General features: G+C 68.0%; 16 protein-coding genes. 5 read left to right on the forward strand and 11 right to left on the reverse strand.

The features are described from left to right. Nucleotides 1-13: 13 nt before the first annotated feature. The 3 genes from Q8S30_RS17185 to Q8S30_RS17195 all read right to left on the reverse strand — a co-directional run bounded on the left by Q8S30_RS17185 (nucleotide 14) and on the right by Q8S30_RS17195 (nucleotide 2746). The gene (locus tag Q8S30_RS17185) at nucleotides 14-661 is read right to left on the reverse strand and encodes an alpha-ketoglutarate-dependent dioxygenase AlkB (protein ID WP_305667251.1); all 648 of its coding nucleotides are present in this window, start codon (nucleotides 659-661) and stop codon (nucleotides 14-16) included. 9 nt (nucleotides 662-670) lie between these two features. Continuing rightward, nucleotides 671-1486, reverse strand: coding sequence for a 4-hydroxy-tetrahydrodipicolinate reductase (gene dapB, locus Q8S30_RS17190; RefSeq protein WP_305667252.1), 816 nt, complete (start codon nucleotides 1484-1486; stop codon nucleotides 671-673). A 267-nt stretch (nucleotides 1487-1753) separates the two neighbouring features. After that, nucleotides 1754-2746 (reverse strand): TIM44-like domain-containing protein, encoded by a 993-nt coding sequence (locus Q8S30_RS17195; protein ID WP_305667253.1) that lies wholly within the window; start codon nucleotides 2744-2746, stop codon nucleotides 1754-1756. A gap of 262 nt (nucleotides 2747-3008) precedes the next feature. Between Q8S30_RS17195 and Q8S30_RS17200 the strand changes: the two genes are divergently transcribed. Further along, the gene (locus tag Q8S30_RS17200; protein WP_305667254.1) at nucleotides 3009-3281 is read left to right on the forward strand and encodes a hypothetical protein; all 273 of its coding nucleotides are present in this window, start codon (nucleotides 3009-3011) and stop codon (nucleotides 3279-3281) included. Between the two features lie 388 nt (nucleotides 3282-3669). Here the strand turns inward: Q8S30_RS17200 and Q8S30_RS17205 are convergent, their stop codons facing one another. Together Q8S30_RS17205 and Q8S30_RS17210 are read right to left on the reverse strand one after the other, a co-directional pair. Further along, nucleotides 3670-4914: an amidase gene (locus tag Q8S30_RS17205; RefSeq protein ID WP_305667255.1), complete on the reverse strand. Its 1245-nt coding sequence runs from the start codon at nucleotides 4912-4914 to the stop codon at nucleotides 3670-3672. A gap of 1 nt (nucleotide 4915) precedes the next feature. Further along, a complete protein-coding gene (locus Q8S30_RS17210; RefSeq protein ID WP_305667256.1) occupies nucleotides 4916-5143 on the reverse strand; it encodes a DUF2798 domain-containing protein in 228 nt (75 codons plus the stop codon). A 180-nt stretch (nucleotides 5144-5323) separates the two neighbouring features. On the opposite strand from Q8S30_RS17210, the gene Q8S30_RS17215 reads away from it, so the two are divergent. Further along, entirely contained in the window at nucleotides 5324-5740 is a 417-nt protein-coding gene (locus Q8S30_RS17215) for a DUF2306 domain-containing protein (RefSeq protein ID WP_305667257.1), read from the forward strand. A gap of 98 nt (nucleotides 5741-5838) precedes the next feature. Then, entirely contained in the window at nucleotides 5839-6972 is a 1134-nt protein-coding gene (locus tag Q8S30_RS17220) for an extensin family protein (RefSeq protein ID WP_305667258.1), read from the forward strand. 9 nt (nucleotides 6973-6981) lie between these two features. Here the strand turns inward: Q8S30_RS17220 and mepA are convergent, their stop codons facing one another. Beyond that, on the reverse strand, nucleotides 6982-7950 hold the full coding sequence (gene mepA, locus Q8S30_RS17225; protein ID WP_305667259.1) for a penicillin-insensitive murein endopeptidase: 969 nt from the start codon (nucleotides 7948-7950) through the stop codon (nucleotides 6982-6984). Between the two features lie 149 nt (nucleotides 7951-8099). Here mepA and Q8S30_RS17230 point away from each other — a divergent pair, with 149 nt between their 5' ends. Both Q8S30_RS17230 and Q8S30_RS17235 read left to right on the forward strand, forming a co-directional pair. Continuing rightward, entirely contained in the window at nucleotides 8100-9086 is a 987-nt protein-coding gene (locus Q8S30_RS17230) for a tripartite tricarboxylate transporter substrate binding protein (RefSeq protein WP_305667260.1), read from the forward strand. Nucleotides 9087-9259: 173 nt separating this feature from the next. Further along, nucleotides 9260-9433: a DUF3309 family protein gene (locus tag Q8S30_RS17235; protein ID WP_305667261.1), complete on the forward strand. Its 174-nt coding sequence runs from the start codon at nucleotides 9260-9262 to the stop codon at nucleotides 9431-9433. Nucleotides 9434-9469: 36 nt separating this feature from the next. Here Q8S30_RS17235 and Q8S30_RS17240 read toward each other — a convergent pair whose 3' ends face one another. The 5 genes from Q8S30_RS17240 to Q8S30_RS17260 form a co-directional block, all read right to left on the reverse strand. Continuing rightward, the gene (locus Q8S30_RS17240) at nucleotides 9470-10420 is read right to left on the reverse strand and encodes an ornithine cyclodeaminase family protein (RefSeq protein WP_305667262.1); all 951 of its coding nucleotides are present in this window, start codon (nucleotides 10418-10420) and stop codon (nucleotides 9470-9472) included. After that, the gene (locus Q8S30_RS17245) at nucleotides 10420-10758 is read right to left on the reverse strand and encodes a LapA family protein (protein WP_305667263.1); all 339 of its coding nucleotides are present in this window, start codon (nucleotides 10756-10758) and stop codon (nucleotides 10420-10422) included. The genes Q8S30_RS17240 and Q8S30_RS17245 overlap by 1 nt, the downstream gene beginning before the upstream one ends. Nucleotides 10759-10852: 94 nt before the next feature. Continuing rightward, nucleotides 10853-11137, reverse strand: a complete 285-nt coding sequence (gene ihfB, locus Q8S30_RS17250; protein WP_305667264.1) for an integration host factor subunit beta — start codon at nucleotides 11135-11137, stop codon at nucleotides 10853-10855. 28 nt (nucleotides 11138-11165) lie between these two features. Then, entirely contained in the window at nucleotides 11166-12134 is a 969-nt protein-coding gene (sppA, locus tag Q8S30_RS17255) for a signal peptide peptidase SppA (protein ID WP_305667265.1), read from the reverse strand. A 130-nt stretch (nucleotides 12135-12264) separates the two neighbouring features. After that, nucleotides 12265-13554, reverse strand: a complete 1290-nt coding sequence (locus tag Q8S30_RS17260; RefSeq protein WP_305667266.1) for an Hsp70 family protein — start codon at nucleotides 13552-13554, stop codon at nucleotides 12265-12267. Between the last annotated feature and the right edge of the window lie 43 nt (nucleotides 13555-13597).

Raw genomic sequence — 13597 nt, forward strand, 5'->3', positions numbered from 1 at the left:
CTGGATTGCTTCGCTACGCTCGCAATGACGATGAGGCGCAGGCGTCGGGCTTCGTCACGCGCCTCAGGGTCAGGTTGATTCGCCCGCTCTGCGGCAGCAGCGCCGAGGAGCCGGCGAGGATGCGGTCGATGCCGTGATAAGCCAGCCGGGCCTCACCGCCGAAGAGCAGGGCATCGCCCGAGGCCAGCTTCAGCGACACGGTCTTGCCGCCGCGCTGCGTCCCGCCGATCCTGAAGACCGCGGTGTCGCCGAGCGAAAGTGATACGACCGGCGCGTCGAAGTCCTGCTCGTCGCGGTCCTGATGCAGGCCCATCTTCGCATCGGCCTGATAGAAATTGACCAGACAGGCCTCTGGCGGGTGCGGATAACCCGCGAGATCTCGCCAGGCTTGCTTGAGGATCGCCGGCATCGGCGGCCAGGGCGCGCCGGTCGCGGGATGAAGCGGCTGATAGCGGTAACCCGTCTCGTCCGAGACCCAGCCGAGATCGCCGCAATTGGTCATGCGGACGGAGAAGGGCTTGCCGGTCTTGGGCATGCGCGGCTGGAAGAAAGGCGCGATGCGAGCGACCTCGCGCAGATCGGCGACCAGAGCCGTCTGTGCGGCCGGCGGCAGGTAACCCGGCCAATGCACGACACCGGGCGCGACGACGAGCCGGGTCATCCCGAGGGCCTACAGCGAATCCAGTCCGAGCACGTCGGCCATCGCATATAAGCCGGGCTCGCGGCCCCTGCCCCAGAGCGCGGCCTTCACCGCGCCTTGCGCGAACAACCCGCGATCTTCCGCGATATGGGCGAGTTCGAGCCGCTCGCCCGCGCCGGCGAAGATGACCTTGTGATCGCCGACCACCGTGCCACCGCGCAGGGTCGCAAAGCCGATCGTGCCCGGTTCGCGGACGCCGGTCTGCCCGTCGCGGACGGCGACGCGCTGCTGGGAGAGCTCGACCGCACGCCCCTGCGCCGCCGCTTCACCCAGCAGGACCGCGGTGCCCGACGGCGCATCGACCTTCATGCGGTGATGCATCTCGACGATTTCGATGTCCCAGTCGGTGCCCAGCGTGGCGGCGACCTTGCGCACCAGCGCCGCCAGCAGGTTGACGCCGAGGCTCATATTGCCGGAGCGGATGATGGCGGTATGCCGCGCCGCTTCCGCGAGGCTCGCCAGGTGCTGCGGCTCCAGCCCGGTGGTGCCGACGATATGAGCGATGCGCGCCTGAGCGGCGAGGCCGGCGAAGGCCACCGTCGCGTCGGGGGTGGTGAAGTCGAGCACGCCCTCGGCGGATGCGAATGCCGGTCCGGCCGCGTCGGTCACGGGGATGCCGCTCGCCGAGAGCCCGGCGAGCAAGCCCGCGTCCTGGCCGAGATGGGGCGATCCCGGGCGCTCGACCGCCGCCGACAGGGTGCAGCCCGGCGCCTCATGGATCGCCCTGATCAGCATCCGGCCCATGCGGCCTGCAGCACCGACGACGACGAGACGCATATCGGACATGGGCATGGCTCCGCAGGCAGCAGAATGGCAGGACAGGGCATTCCGTCATCCCGGACAAGCGGCGAAGCCGCGCCGATCCGGGATCGATCATCGAGCAGTGTCGTGCCTTATGATGGATCCCGGAGCTTCGCTTCGCTCCGTCCGGGATGACGTCGCGTTTCAGTCTTGCCTATAAAGCGCTTTCGACGGCCGCGACACCCGAAACCACGAAACTAAACACGGCCGGGTTGCCCCGGCCGTTTCCAAAATCGTCCGTCGATGTGAGGCTCAGGCCGCCGGCTGGATGCCCGAGAGCTTCCAGGCGCCGCCGCGCGGGCGCACGAAGGTCCAGTGCTCCGTGACCTCCTGCGGCACGGTGGCGTCGCCTTCGACGACCTTGCCGCTGGCGCGCTCATAGAGCGCGTTGATCAGGCTGAAGCGCATCGCGACGGTGGCGTAGTCGAGGTTGCCCTCGCGCCAGGCTTCCGCAAGGTCGCCCTGCAGCAGCTTTACGTCGGAGACGCGATCGACGAGGCCCTTCTGGGCGTTGCCGGAGAGATCCTCATCGAAGAAGCCGAACATCTCGGGCGTGACGCGCTCGCGCAGGCCCTTCTCGTCCTCGTTCGAATAGGCCGTGTTGACCTCCGATAGCAGGCGCTCGAAATGGCCGAAATCGTCACCAGACAGTTCGATCGGCGTGGTCTGGGGCGCTGCGGTCGCGCCCCCCATGCCGGCCATAGCGCCCATGCGACCCATCGTGGTCATGCCGGCCGGCTGAGGCCGGTCCATGTCACGCGGCATCGGCGCACCGGCACCCGCCAGCTGCGGCTCCGAGCGGCGACGGAAGAAGCGCATGGCCAGCCAGATGGCCCCACCGATCAGGGCGAGCTGCAGCAGGAAGCCGAACACGCCAGCCAGCGAGGCGAGCCCGCTGAAGAAGCCGGCGCCCGACAGCATGCCGAACAGGCCGGCGCCGAGAAGACCGGCCCCGAGGCCCATCATCAGGTTGCGGGCCATGGAGGGCCGGGCGGCCTGGGCCGCGGCGGCAGCACCCGCCGCCGGAGCGGCCTGCGCGGGCGACGGCGTCGCGCTGCGCTGGAAGGGCTGGGCGCCATTGGGCGCGGTGTTGGTGCGAGCGGGAGCCGATTCCGTGCGCGAACCCCGGCTGCCGAAACCACCCTTGCCGCCGGGCCGCGCTTCGGCGATCACGGGGACGAGCAGCAGGGCGCCTGCGAGCACGGCGACGACACGACCACGGCGGGCGAGCGAAATCAGAGACATGGTTCCTCCCGGAGCCCCCCTTGGGCTCTCTTGGCGACAATATGGGGCAGCCCAGCCCGTTCCGCAAGATGAGTTCCGTAGGGGGGTTTGACATATAACAATATTTTGAAACTATAGCGACGCGGGCTCGATCGACGCCTCGCCGTTAGACTGCATAGTCAGCCGACACCCATGACCTTTCGTCGCATGGGAGGGACTTATGACAGCCGCTGTCGCGGGTCTTTTCAAGACAAGACGCAAACAGCCGGGGCCTGCCCCAGCGTTGCGAAAGATCGCGCCAGCGCTGTTGTTGAGCGTCCTTTCGCTCCTCGGCGGGGCGGCCGTCCGGGCGGCCGAGCCGGCCGTCCCGCTCGACCCGCCAAGGCCGGCGCAGGCGCCCGAGCCGCTCTGTTTCTGCTGGAACGATGGCCGCAAGATCACCGAAGGCGCCACGGCTTGCATCCGCACCTCCCAGGGGCGCCGGCTGGCGGCGTGCGGGCGGGTGACGAATGTGATGTCCTGGCACGTCACCGAGACGCCCTGCCCCGAGAGCTGAGCCGGCCTGAAAAGCGCCGTATCGCAAAAACCAGAATCGACCGGCCTCCGGTCAAGCCGCGGCGAGTGCAGGCCGAAAATCAAACACCGCCGGGACGATCGTCCCGGCGGTGCGATTGAAGACTCTTGTGGTCTCAGCGACTCGAGACTGACGGCAGTCAGAACGCTCCAAAAACGACCAGCATCACGAAAGCAAATGCCGCACCCATGGCCAGTCGGTCGAGACGTAGCGTGAGGCTCATCACACCCTCCTTTGTCATTGACCTGACATCAAGCTAGCAGAACTGGCGGCGGCCGCAAGGGGGCCGGAAGGTGGCCTGATCGCGGCAAAGCCAAGAGTATCCTTAAACATCGATTAAAGCATTGAAGAGTTTTGGGGATAAGCTCGCTCACGCGTGTGTTTCAACAAGCTTTTCCAGTCCCTTCGCCACCGCGATGACGTGGTCGTCGCGCCCGAAAGCAGCGATGATCTGGATACTGGCCGGGAGTCCGCGCGGACCGCGCATCAACGGCACGGTCACACAAGGCACGCCGAGCAATGTCCAGAGGCGGTTGAACCGGGAATCGCCGGTCGATCCGAGGGTGTCGGGCGCTTCCCCCGGCGCGGCATAGCTGACCACGACATCGACCTCGCGAAAGAAGGCACGCGCGGCGTCGCGACCGCGCCGCGAGACGCGCCGCGCCTCGTCATACTGCGCCGGCGTGGTCGCCCTCGCCATATCGAGATAGGCGCGCAGCTTGGGCGGCAGGGCGTCGCGATGATGGGCATACTCCCAGGCGAGCGCCTGCGTGGCCTCGTAATCCTGAAGCGGGCCATGCGCCTGATAGGCTTCCGCCAGCGCCGAGGGGCCCTCATGCGGCACGAGGATCGCACCGGCGGCCGTGGCCAGATCCGCAAAGCGCTGCAATGCGGCCTCGGAGGCCGGCTCGGCCGCGCCTGCGTAGATCTGGTGGTCGATGCCGATACGCAGACCCGAAAGGCTCACGGCCGGCGCATCGAGCTCGGGGCGCTTGGTGATCGCGGCGAGTGCCAGGCCCACATCGTCGGCACGCGCCGCCATCAGACCCAGCGTATCGAGCGACCAGGAGAAGGGTTTGACTCCAACGGTCGGCATCAAGGCATAGGAGGGCTTGATCGCAGCCACGCCGCAATAGGCGGCTGGGCGTATCACCGAGCCGCCGGTCTGCGTGCCCAAGGCGAGCGGGATCATCCCCGCCGCAACGGCGGCGGCCGAGCCCGCCGAGGACCCGCCCGGGCTCGCTGTTTGATCATGGGGGTTGTGGGTCGGCGCCGGATCGAGGAAGGCGAAGGCGGTTGTGTGGGTCTTCCCCGCAACGGTGGCACCGGCCGCCTTCAGCGCCATGACGATCGGCGCATCGGCCTTCGGCCGCCAGTCCTGATAGATCGCGGAGCCCATGCCTGTCGGCAGGTCGGCCGTGTCGATGATGTCCTTGACGCCGCAGGCGATGCCGGCGAGCGGACCCGTACCGGGCAGAAGAGTGTCCGGACGGCTGGCGAAGGCCTGGATGGCGGGCTCCCGCTCCGCAATCCGCGCGGCGCTGGCGGCCAAGGCCTCCGCTGGGCTGGTCTGGCCGGCCTCGATGCGGTTCAGGATATCGCGCAGGCTTTGCATATCACTCTCCGATGACGCGGATGATCAGCCCGGTGGCGCGGCGCGCGACGGGAATGGCGACGAAGGCGGTGGCGGCGGCGCAGGGCCAGGCGATGGCGAAGGCGGCAAGCCAATGGCGAATGAAATCCGGCGGCAGGCCGAGATTGAGCCAGGTCACCAGCGCCGTCATCAGGAAGGCCATGATGCCCGCCATCAGGATGGGGAAGATGAAACGCGCCTTGCCCGTCATGGGCGGATCTCCCTGCTGGAGCTGCGGCTCCCACGGCTCTGTCGCATAAGCGTCCGCGCCTTCGCCAGCGACGTTTCGATCATGTCGGGATGCGCTGAACGGGGCTCGCAGCCCGGCTCGGCAGCGGCGGGGCTTGACGCCGCGCCAGCGCGGGAGGAATGCGAACGAAATCTGCATTCGATGGTCGATCCGATGCCCACCCTCGCGCCCCTGGCCGCCGCCTCGCCCGTCATCCAGGCGCATGTTACTGCAGCGCTGGCGGCGGTGCTGGCGGGGCTCGCCGTGGCGGCGCTGCCAAAAGGCACCATCCTGCACCAACGCATCGGCTGGCTTTTCGTGCCGGCGATGGCCGTCGTGGCCCTGACCTCGCTGTTCATCACGCGCAACGGCCATTTCAGCCTGATCCACCTGCTGACGCTGCTCACCCTCGTCAGCTTGCCCTATGCCGTGATCTCGCGTCGCAGGGGCAACATCAAAGCCCATGCATCGGCCATGGCAGGCCTGGTCCTGGGGCTCGTGATCGCCGGCGCCTTCACGCTGCTGCCTGGCCGGATGATGCATGCCGTGACCTTCGGACAGGCGCAGGCCGCGCGTTAAGGAGGCGTTAACTGCGGCGCCAAAGTTAATCCGGCTGTGTCGCCGCGGGCTCACTCGGTTGAGAAACCGTTCACGAAGCGGGTCGCATTTGATCGGTCATGCGACGCGCTCATCTCGCCCTCATCGCCCTTGGCCTGCTCGGATCGGGCCTGGCCGGCTGCGGCCAGTTCCAGAAGCCGCAGCGCGCCGCCTGGCGCGATCAGGCGGAAGCCGCCTGCCTGTCGGCACGCCAGGTGCAACTCTCGGCCTATGTCAGCCTGCGCGGCAAGCCGATCGAAGGGCCAGGCACCTGCGGCATGGAGAAGCCGCTCAAGGTCGCGGCCTTCGCCAATGGCGGCATCGGCCTGACCAGCAACGCCACGCTCGCCTGCCCCATCGTCGCGACCACCGACAGGTGGCTGGCCGAGGTGGTGCAGCCGGCGGCGCAGAACGTGCTCGGCGCGCAGGTCATCGAGATGCGGGCCGGCTCCTACTCCTGCCGCGCGATGAACAACGGCACAGGCACCAGCCGCACCTCCGAGCATGCCTTCGGCAACGCCGTGGACGTGTTCTCCTTCCGCCTCAACGACGGCCGAAACGTCACGGTGAAGGATGGCTGGCGCGGCTCGCCCGAGGAGCAGAACTTCCTGCGCGAGATCTTCGTGGGCGCCTGCGAGCATTTCTCGACCGTGCTCGGCCCGGGCGCGGACATGTTCCACTACGACCATTTTCATATCGACCTGGCGCGGCACTCCAAGGGGCGACGCATCTGCAAGCCGGTGATCAAGTATACGCCGAACTACAATCTGCCGCCGCCCGACCCGGCGCGCCCCTACTCGATGGCGCAGCCGAGCCTGCGCGACGGCGCACCCGCGATGGTTGCCGGTGGCGCGCTGCTACGCCAGCCCGCAGGCGGCATGCGGCCGCCGGGGTCGGTTGCCGGTGGATACCCGGTCGCCAACCATGCCGGACAGGGCCTCGAGAGCCAGCGACGCTTCCTGGAAGAGTATGACGGCAAGCCGCTGAACCAGCCCCGCGCGAACCGGCTGAACGAGACCCAGGCCCTGCCCAGCGAACAGCGCGGACCTCTGATGTTGCCCGGCGCGATGCCGCCGACCGAGGAGGTCATCCTGGGAGACGACGAGGGAACCGGCGTTCTCGATCAGGAGGGCTACGACCAGGCCCAGCCCGCCATCACGCCGCAGCGCGACCCCTTCGCGTACAGTTCGGGGCGGACCAGCCTGCGACGCTGAACGCCGGATTCAGCGCGACACCAGAACCTGGCGGCATTCATCCGGTAGCGCGTCGAGCGACATCGGCGGCTTGGGTTTCGGTGCGGGGCCCGTTCGCGGCGGCTTGGGCGGGGCGAAGAGCGCGGCGCGCTGACGCTCGATCCAGTCCGTCAGTTCCTGGCCGCAGCCATCGCCGAAATTCGGCGGCTCCTGTCCACTGCAACTGGCCATGCCGGCCGGACAGCTCATGCGGATGTGGAAGTGATAGTTGTGGCCCCAGATCGGCCGGACCTTGTTCAGCCATGCGCGGTCGGCGCTGGGATCGCGGCAGAGCGCGACCTTGAGGGCCGGGTTGACGAAGATCCGCTCGACGCGCGGCTCGCTCGCGGCAGCCTTGATCAGCCGGGTGTGGGCCGGCGTCCAATGCCTGGGATCGACGTCGCGCCAGTCGGCCCGGGCCATATTGACGGCGGGCATGTTCTCGCGCGCCTCGCGGTCGAGCCGGGCGCGCGGCATCGGGGTAAGCCAGATATCGGCGTCGAGACCGATCTGGTGAGAGGCATGGCCGGTCAGCATCGGTCCGCCGCGCGGCTGCGAGATGTCGCCGACCAGCAACCCGGGCCAGCCCGTGATCCTGGGCACGTCGCGGGCGAGGTCCTCAAGATAGTCGATCAGGACCGGGTGCCCCCAGTTCCGGTTGCGATTGAGCCGCATCACCTGCCAGCTCGGCCCGTCCACCGGCAGCGCGGTCGCGCCCGCCAGGCAGCCCCGTGCATAGGAGCCGATCGCGCGCGCCTGCATGCTCGCCGGGGCGCTCTTCTGACCGAAGAGGGCCCGCGCGGCATCCGGATAGGCGGCGATGTTGGCGGCGCGGCGTTTCGCTTCCTCATCGGCGGTCGATTGCGCGCGGACCGCCGTCGGCAGACATGCCGCGAGCGGCAGCAGCGCCCCGATCAGGAGCAGGGTGGCGGCGAGCCTCGGGCGATTCAAGTATACCATGATCGGAGAATCGGCCGGGCCGCTGCCTGCGGTCAAGCGCGGTCGACGATTTGACGATGGACAAGCCGACCTCGAGGCGGCAGCCTCGCGACCACAACACGGGTCGATCCGCTCACGACCCGCTGCGACCCGGGGGAAGGATACCAGCCATGACGTCATTTTCGATCGACCGCCGCGCCCTGCTCGGTGGCCTGGGAGCGACCGCGCTTCTGGCTCCGGCCGCCGGTTACGCACAGGCCCCCTGGCCGCAGGGCCGCACGCTCAAGCTGGTCGTGCCGTTCCCGCCGGCCGGCGCGACCGACGTGCTCGGCCGCCTCGTCGCCGACAAGCTCGGCCAGACCTGGGGCACCAACTTCGTCGTCGAGAACCGGGCCGGCGCCGGCGGCAATATCGGCACTGACGCCGTCGCCAAGGCCGAGCCGAACGGCGATACGTTGCTGATCGTCTCGGTCGGGCTGGCGACGAACCAGTATCTCTACGCCAAGCTCAACTACGATCCCATCAAGGACCTGGCGCCGATCACCATGGTCGCGCTGGTGCCCAATCTGCTCGTCGTCAACAAGGACCTGCCGGTCAATTCGGTCGCGGAGCTGGTCGCCTATGCCAAGGCCAATCCGGGCAAGCTGAGCTACGGTTCGTCGGGGATCGGCACCTCCGTGCATCTTTCGGGCGAGCTGTTCCAGAAGCTCACCGGCACGAAGATGGTGCATGTGCCCTATCGCGGCACCGCACAGGCGACGCAGGACCTGATCGGCGGACGCATCGACCTGATCTTCGACAACATCACCCAGGCACTGCCGCATGTCCGGGCGGGTTCGATCAAGGGGCTGGGAATTACGACGGCAAAGCGCTCGGCCGCCGCGCCCGAATTCGCGCCGATCGCGGAAACGGTGCCGGGCTTCGACGTGTCGTCTTGGTTTGCCCTGTTTGCGCCGGCCAAGACCCCGCAGGCGATCATCGACAAGATCCAGGCCGACACCAAGGCCGGCCTCGCCGACCCGGCACTGCGCGCCAAGATGGACAATCTCGCCGCCGAGCCCGTCGGCGGAACGTCCGCGGAACTCGCAGCCTTCCTTCAGGCCGAGATGAAGAAATGGGGCGACCTGATCAAGGAGATCGGGGTCAAGGTCGACTGAACGGACACGGCCGATCCGGCCGCTGGCCGTGGTCAGTGCCCGGAGCCGGTTTTGCCGCCCATCAGTCTTTCGCATGCCCAAGGGCTGCCAGGGGGAACCGGCGGCCTGCCGCCACGTTTCCTTCTGCAACAGGTCGCATCGACATCGCGATGCGACACAGAAGGACTTCCGCCATGTCCACGCTCGTCATCGTACTTCTCGTCGTGCTGCTGCTCGGCGGCGGCGGCTATTATGGCCATCGCTCCTATGGCACGGCCGGGCTCGGCGGCGCGCTCGGTCTGGTGCTCGTCGTCCTGCTGGTGCTCTGGTTCCTGGGCGTGCTGGGCGGCGCCCCGATGCGCGTCTGAGCGCGCGTCTGCGGCGGTGAGGGCGCTTGCGCGCCGTCACACCGAAACGCGGTTCTCCCAGACGGCCATCGCGGCCACGAGATCTTCGAGCGACATACCGACCGATTTGAACATCGTGATCTCGCCGTCTTCGGCGTGGCCGGGGATTAGGCCATTGCAGAGATCGGTCAGCGTGCCCGCGACCCGCTCGGCGGCATAGCTGCCCTCTTCGATCCCGATCGCGACATCACCGCCCTCGTCGATCGCCTTTTCGGAATCCACCACCACGCGCGCGCGTTCCAGCGCATTCGCGTCGGCTTCCCGCATCTGCATGGTGAAGGCGCCGACCAGATCGAGATGGGCGTCGCGCTTGAGCCAGTGACCGTGGATCAGCGGCTGCGTCGCATTGGTGGCGCAGGAAATGATGTCTGCGGTGCGCGCCTCGCCCTCGAGATCGGTCACGGCGCGGGCCTCGATTCCTTCACTGACAAGTTGGGCGGCGACGACCTCCGCCGCTTCGGGCCGCCGCGCCCAGATCGCGATATCGGTCAATGGCCGCACCGCGCGATGGGCCTTGATGAGGAAGGGAGCAAGGCCGCCCGCCCCGACCATCAGCATCTTGCTCGCAGTCGGGTTGGCGAGATAGCGCGAAGCCAGCGCGGAGGCCGCAGCCGTGCGCCAGAGCGTCAGGCGGTTGCCATCCATCACGGCCAGCGGCTCGCCGGTGCGGCCGTCCATCAACAGATAGGCGCCCATCACGCCCGGCAGGTTGCGCGCACCATTGCCGAAGAACACCGAGACGATCTTGGTGCCGATATAGGGACGCTCCGCATCAGGCGCGCTCCAGGCCGGCATGACCAGCAGGATCGCCTCCTCGCCCGGGCGCTCGATGCGATGATGGGCGCGCGGCGGCACGACCGCGTTGCCGCGAAAGGCTTCTGCCAGCGTGTCGATCAGCCCGGGGAAGCTCAGCGCCGCGTCGATCTCGGCCGGACCGAACAGCCGCATCACATGCGCCCGTTGGTCAGCGCCGGCAGGGCGGAATCGGGAACGGCCGAGCGCAGCATCTGCGCCTCCGAGCGGAGTACTTCGGCTTCGCGCCGGTTGCGGCGGGCCGCCTTGCGATGCTTGCCCTGGGCCAGCCATGCGGCCAGCCCGCCGATCAGCACGCCGACGGCGAGCGCCGCGAGCACGACGGCAAAGAGCGGCACGTCGAAGGCGAAGAGCGGAGCATCGCGGCTGATCGGATCGAAGGACACCCGGACCGGCGCGCGGTTGGCGACGGCAAACAGCACGATCGCGAGAGCGATCGGCACCAGGACCAAGGCCTTGAAGAAGGATTTCATCGGGATTCCTCTTTGCGATCGCTCGACCGGCGGCGAGCAGGCGTTCCCCTGAGCCTGCTCCACAGCAGAAAGCTCGAAACGACGGCTGGGACGATCAGGCCTTATCGTTCAGCCGGAGCCGCAATTCCTTGCCCGTCTTGAAGACTGGGACGAATTTCTCCTCGACCTCGACCGCATCGCCCGTGCGCGGATTGCGGCCGACGCGGGCGGACCGCGCCTTGCGCGAAAAGGCCCCGAAACCTCTCAGCTCGACGCGGTCCCCGCGCGACAGCGCCTTGACGATTTCGTCGAGGATCGCCGTGACGATGTTTTCGATGTCGCGCTGATAGAGATGCCCATTGCGCTCGGCGATGCGTTGAACGAGTTCTGATTTAATCATCGTTGCAATCTAACCGCTTGTATCGACATCATTTTTCGAGGGCAGGCTGCCAGAGCGCCATGGGCGCGTCAAGCCGCAAACCGAGAGGCTGATCGGCGGCTCGGGCAAGGATCGCCGCCAGCGTGTCGAGGCCTGCGGCGCGGGCCAGCGCCTCGCTGGCGCTCCACAGCCCATAGGATGAGGATTCACTGGCGCGACGCCAATCGCGCACCCGCAAGCCCTTCGCGACCCCCTTCTCGCGCTCCAGCCAGGCGATCGCTTCCGGCTCCCCGCCGATCTCGTCGACGAGTTTGAGGGCAGCCGCCTGGCGACCGGTATGAACACGCCCGTCGGACACCGTCGTAACGTCGGCGGCGGCCAGCTTGCGGCGCTCCTGCACCACGCGCTTGAACCAGTCGTAATTGTCATCGACGACGCGCTGCAGCGCCGCCCGCGCTTCCGGCGAGGTCGGCTCGAACCCGCTGGGTGCCGCCTTGAGAGGGCTGGACTTGATCGACTCGACCTTGACGCCGACCGTGTCCAGCAGCTGTCCCACATTGGGGATCTGGAAAAGGACGCCAATCGAGCCGACGAGCGAGGTCTGGCGCGCCACGATCCGGTCGGCGCCGATCGCCGCGATGTAGCCGCCCGACGCCGCCAGCCCGTCGACGACCGCGACCATCGGCTTCTTCGCGGCAAGGCGGCGCAAGGCGTCGTAGAGCGCCTCGGACCCGCTGACGGTGCCGCCCGGGCTGTCGATGCGGACAACGACCGCAGCGGCACGGCTGTCTTCGAGCGACTTGATCAGATCGAGAGTGCGCCGGTCGCCGGAGATGAAACCCGAAATCGTCACCCGGGCGATGTGCGCCTGCGACAGGGAGCCTGGAGCCCGCCCCGTCCAGGCGAGGCCTGCGACGATGGCGGCACCGATGACGCCGACGACCGCGAGAAGGCGCCAGAGCGTCACCTTGCGGCGCAGGCTGCGGCGATCGGCGAGCAGATCGGCATCGGACGACATCAAGGCGCTCCTGTCGGCTTCGTGTTCGAGATCATGGCGAGGCGGGAACCAGATGTTCCGATCCGCCATCACGACCCGGCGCCCGTGATGTAGCCCCGCACCGGCGCTGGGGCAAGGCGAGGCCCGCCGATCAGGCCGCGACGCAGGCGCGCGTGCGGTCGAGCGCGAGCAGGGCGAGCCCGCTCGCAACCGAGCGGAAGGCGTCGCCGATATGGATGCGCCCGGCGCCGAAGCGGCGGTCGAACAGGGCCCTGACGGCCGGGACATGCGAGGTCCCGCCGGTCATGAACACGGCCTCGATCGCCTCCGGCGCGACCTTGGCCTCTGACAGCGCCCGGTCGAGCGCGGTCTCGATGGCGGCGACATCGGCGGCGATCCAACCATCGAAATCGGCACGGGTGATCGTGCGCTCGAGCGCAATGCCCATCTGGTTGAAGCGGAGCACGGTCTCGCCGGCGCCCGAGAGCGCGATCTTGGCCGCGGAGACGGCGCGGTAGAGCTCGTAGCCGAGGTCGTATTCGATCACGGTCAGCAGATCCTCGAGCTTGGCGGGCTCGACCGCGTCCCGGATGAGCGCCTTGAGCTCGGCCATGGTTTCGCGGCTCTTCATCAGCGACAGCCGGTGCCATTGCGCGAAGGCAGCATGGTAATGCGCCGGGATCGGCAGCAGCTTCTCGAAGGAGCGGTAATCGGTGCCCTTTCCGAGCGCGGGCGAGATCGCGTGCTCGATGATGCGGTAGTCGAAGGTGTCTCCGGCCACGCCGACGCCGGCATGGGAGAGCGGAATCGCCTCCAGCCGCCCTGCCCCGCCGGGCTCGAAGCGCATCACCGAGAAGTCGCTGGTGCCGCCGCCGAAATCGGCGACGAGCATGGTCTGCGGCTGCTTCAGGTCGCGGGCATACCAGTAGGCAGCGCCGAGCGGCTCATAGGCGAAGTCGACCTGCGGCATGCCGGCCTTGGCGTAGGACGCCTTCAGCCGGCCCAGCGCCAGCTCCTCGTCGGGGCGCTCGCCGGCGAAGACCACCGGCCGGCCCGACACCAGCGGCGTCTCGGCGAGACCGTCGAGCCCGGCCGCGATGTCCGACAGGAAGACACCGATCAGGTCCTCCAGCTTGAAGAGCTTGCCGAACAGCCGCGTCTCCTGGAAGGCGCGGCTGGAGAGATGCGTCTTGAGCGATTGCAGGAAGCGGTGCTCGGTCGTCATCCCCAGGGCCATGTCGAGCGCGTCCGGCCCGCTAACATGGGCGATGCTCGTCGCGGGCGGGCGCCCTTCGCGCCAGAACATCAGCGCCGAGCGATAGGCATCGACCGCGCCCTGCCTGGTGGCAAAGGAGCGCGTCGTCACCGAGCCATTGGCGTTGGCGAGCGCGACGACGCTGTTGGTCGTCCCGAAATCGATGCCGATGGCGGCGGGCGTCATGGTGGCTTCCTATCTCATGGGCCAGATTCAGCGTGTCATTCCG

This window comes from Frigidibacter sp., assembly GCF_030695035.1.
Classification (GTDB): domain Bacteria; phylum Pseudomonadota; class Alphaproteobacteria; order Rhodobacterales; family Rhodobacteraceae; genus Frigidibacter.

Bases quoted from the DNA above. Each gene is read 5' to 3' on its own strand.
- ihfB (WP_305667264.1), bottom strand. From the start codon at position 11,137: ATGATTAAATCAGAACTCGTTCAACGCATCGCCGAGCGCAATGGGCAT.
- Q8S30_RS17210 (WP_305667256.1), bottom strand. From the start codon at position 5,143: ATGACGGGCAAGGCGCGTTTCATCTTCCCCATCCTGATGGCGGGCATC.
- Q8S30_RS17245 (WP_305667263.1), bottom strand. From the start codon at position 10,758: ATGAAATCCTTCTTCAAGGCCTTGGTCCTGGTGCCGATCGCTCTCGCG.
- Q8S30_RS17235 (WP_305667261.1), top strand. From the start codon at position 9,260: ATGTCCACGCTCGTCATCGTACTTCTCGTCGTGCTGCTGCTCGGCGGC.
- sppA (WP_305667265.1), bottom strand. From the start codon at position 12,134: ATGTCGTCCGATGCCGATCTGCTCGCCGATCGCCGCAGCCTGCGCCGC.
- Q8S30_RS17220 (WP_305667258.1), top strand. From the start codon at position 5,839: ATGCGACGCGCTCATCTCGCCCTCATCGCCCTTGGCCTGCTCGGATCG.
- Q8S30_RS17240 (WP_305667262.1), bottom strand. From the start codon at position 10,420: ATGCGGCTGTTCGGTCCGGCCGAGATCGACGCGGCGCTGAGCTTCCCC.
- Q8S30_RS17215 (WP_305667257.1), top strand. From the start codon at position 5,324: ATGGTCGATCCGATGCCCACCCTCGCGCCCCTGGCCGCCGCCTCGCCC.
- dapB (WP_305667252.1), bottom strand. From the start codon at position 1,486: ATGTCCGATATGCGTCTCGTCGTCGTCGGTGCTGCAGGCCGCATGGGC.
- Q8S30_RS17230 (WP_305667260.1), top strand. From the start codon at position 8,100: ATGACGTCATTTTCGATCGACCGCCGCGCCCTGCTCGGTGGCCTGGGA.
- Q8S30_RS17195 (WP_305667253.1), bottom strand. From the start codon at position 2,746: ATGTCTCTGATTTCGCTCGCCCGCCGTGGTCGTGTCGTCGCCGTGCTC.
- Q8S30_RS17205 (WP_305667255.1), bottom strand. From the start codon at position 4,914: ATGCAAAGCCTGCGCGATATCCTGAACCGCATCGAGGCCGGCCAGACC.
- Q8S30_RS17185 (WP_305667251.1), bottom strand. From the start codon at position 661: ATGACCCGGCTCGTCGTCGCGCCCGGTGTCGTGCATTGGCCGGGTTAC.
- Q8S30_RS17260 (WP_305667266.1), bottom strand. From the start codon at position 13,554: ATGACGCCCGCCGCCATCGGCATCGATTTCGGGACGACCAACAGCGTC.
- mepA (WP_305667259.1), bottom strand. From the start codon at position 7,950: ATGGTATACTTGAATCGCCCGAGGCTCGCCGCCACCCTGCTCCTGATC.